This is a genomic window from Caballeronia mineralivorans PML1(12) (assembly GCF_001028175.1).
Classification (GTDB): Bacteria; Pseudomonadota; Gammaproteobacteria; order Burkholderiales; family Burkholderiaceae; genus Caballeronia; species Caballeronia mineralivorans.
In genome coordinates this window covers 1-455 of record NZ_AEJF01000309.1, presented here as the reverse complement: position 1 = coordinate 455, position 455 = coordinate 1, and the positions used below count along the sequence as shown (strand labels likewise).

At 68.6% G+C, this 455-nt stretch carries 1 protein-coding gene; it reads right to left on the bottom strand.

Annotated elements, in window-relative coordinates; translation table 11 throughout:
- Nucleotides 1-455 (bottom strand): exodeoxyribonuclease VII large subunit (gene xseA / locus EOS_RS42800; protein ID WP_047898309.1); only part of this gene is annotated, 455 nt, incomplete at both ends.

The window sequence follows — 455 nt, the reverse complement described above, 5'->3', positions numbered from 1 at the left end:
TGGCGTTCCAGCCGCTCGGCCGGACTGACCAGCCGGCGCGCCAGCCAGTCGAGCTGCTGCGCGCGCCGCTCCATCATCCGGCCAAATCCGCGTGCAAGCGACGCATGGCGGTGATCCAGATCGCGCAGCAGCAACACGCGCTGCGGACTGACAAGTTCGGCCGCTGCGGTGGGCGTGGGCGCGCGGACATCGGCGGCAAAATCAGCGATGGTGAAATCCGTCTCATGGCCTACACCGCTTACAACCGGCATGGCACTTTCGGCTATCGCGCGGGCGAGTACTTCCTCGTTGAACGCCCACAGATCCTCGATCGAACCGCCGCCGCGACACACGATCAGCACATCGACCTCGCGGCGTGCGCTGGCCTCGTCGACCATCGCGGCGAGCTTCGCTGCAACGCCCGCGCCCTGCACCGGCGCCGGATAGACGATCACCGGCACGTGCGGCGCGCGCCG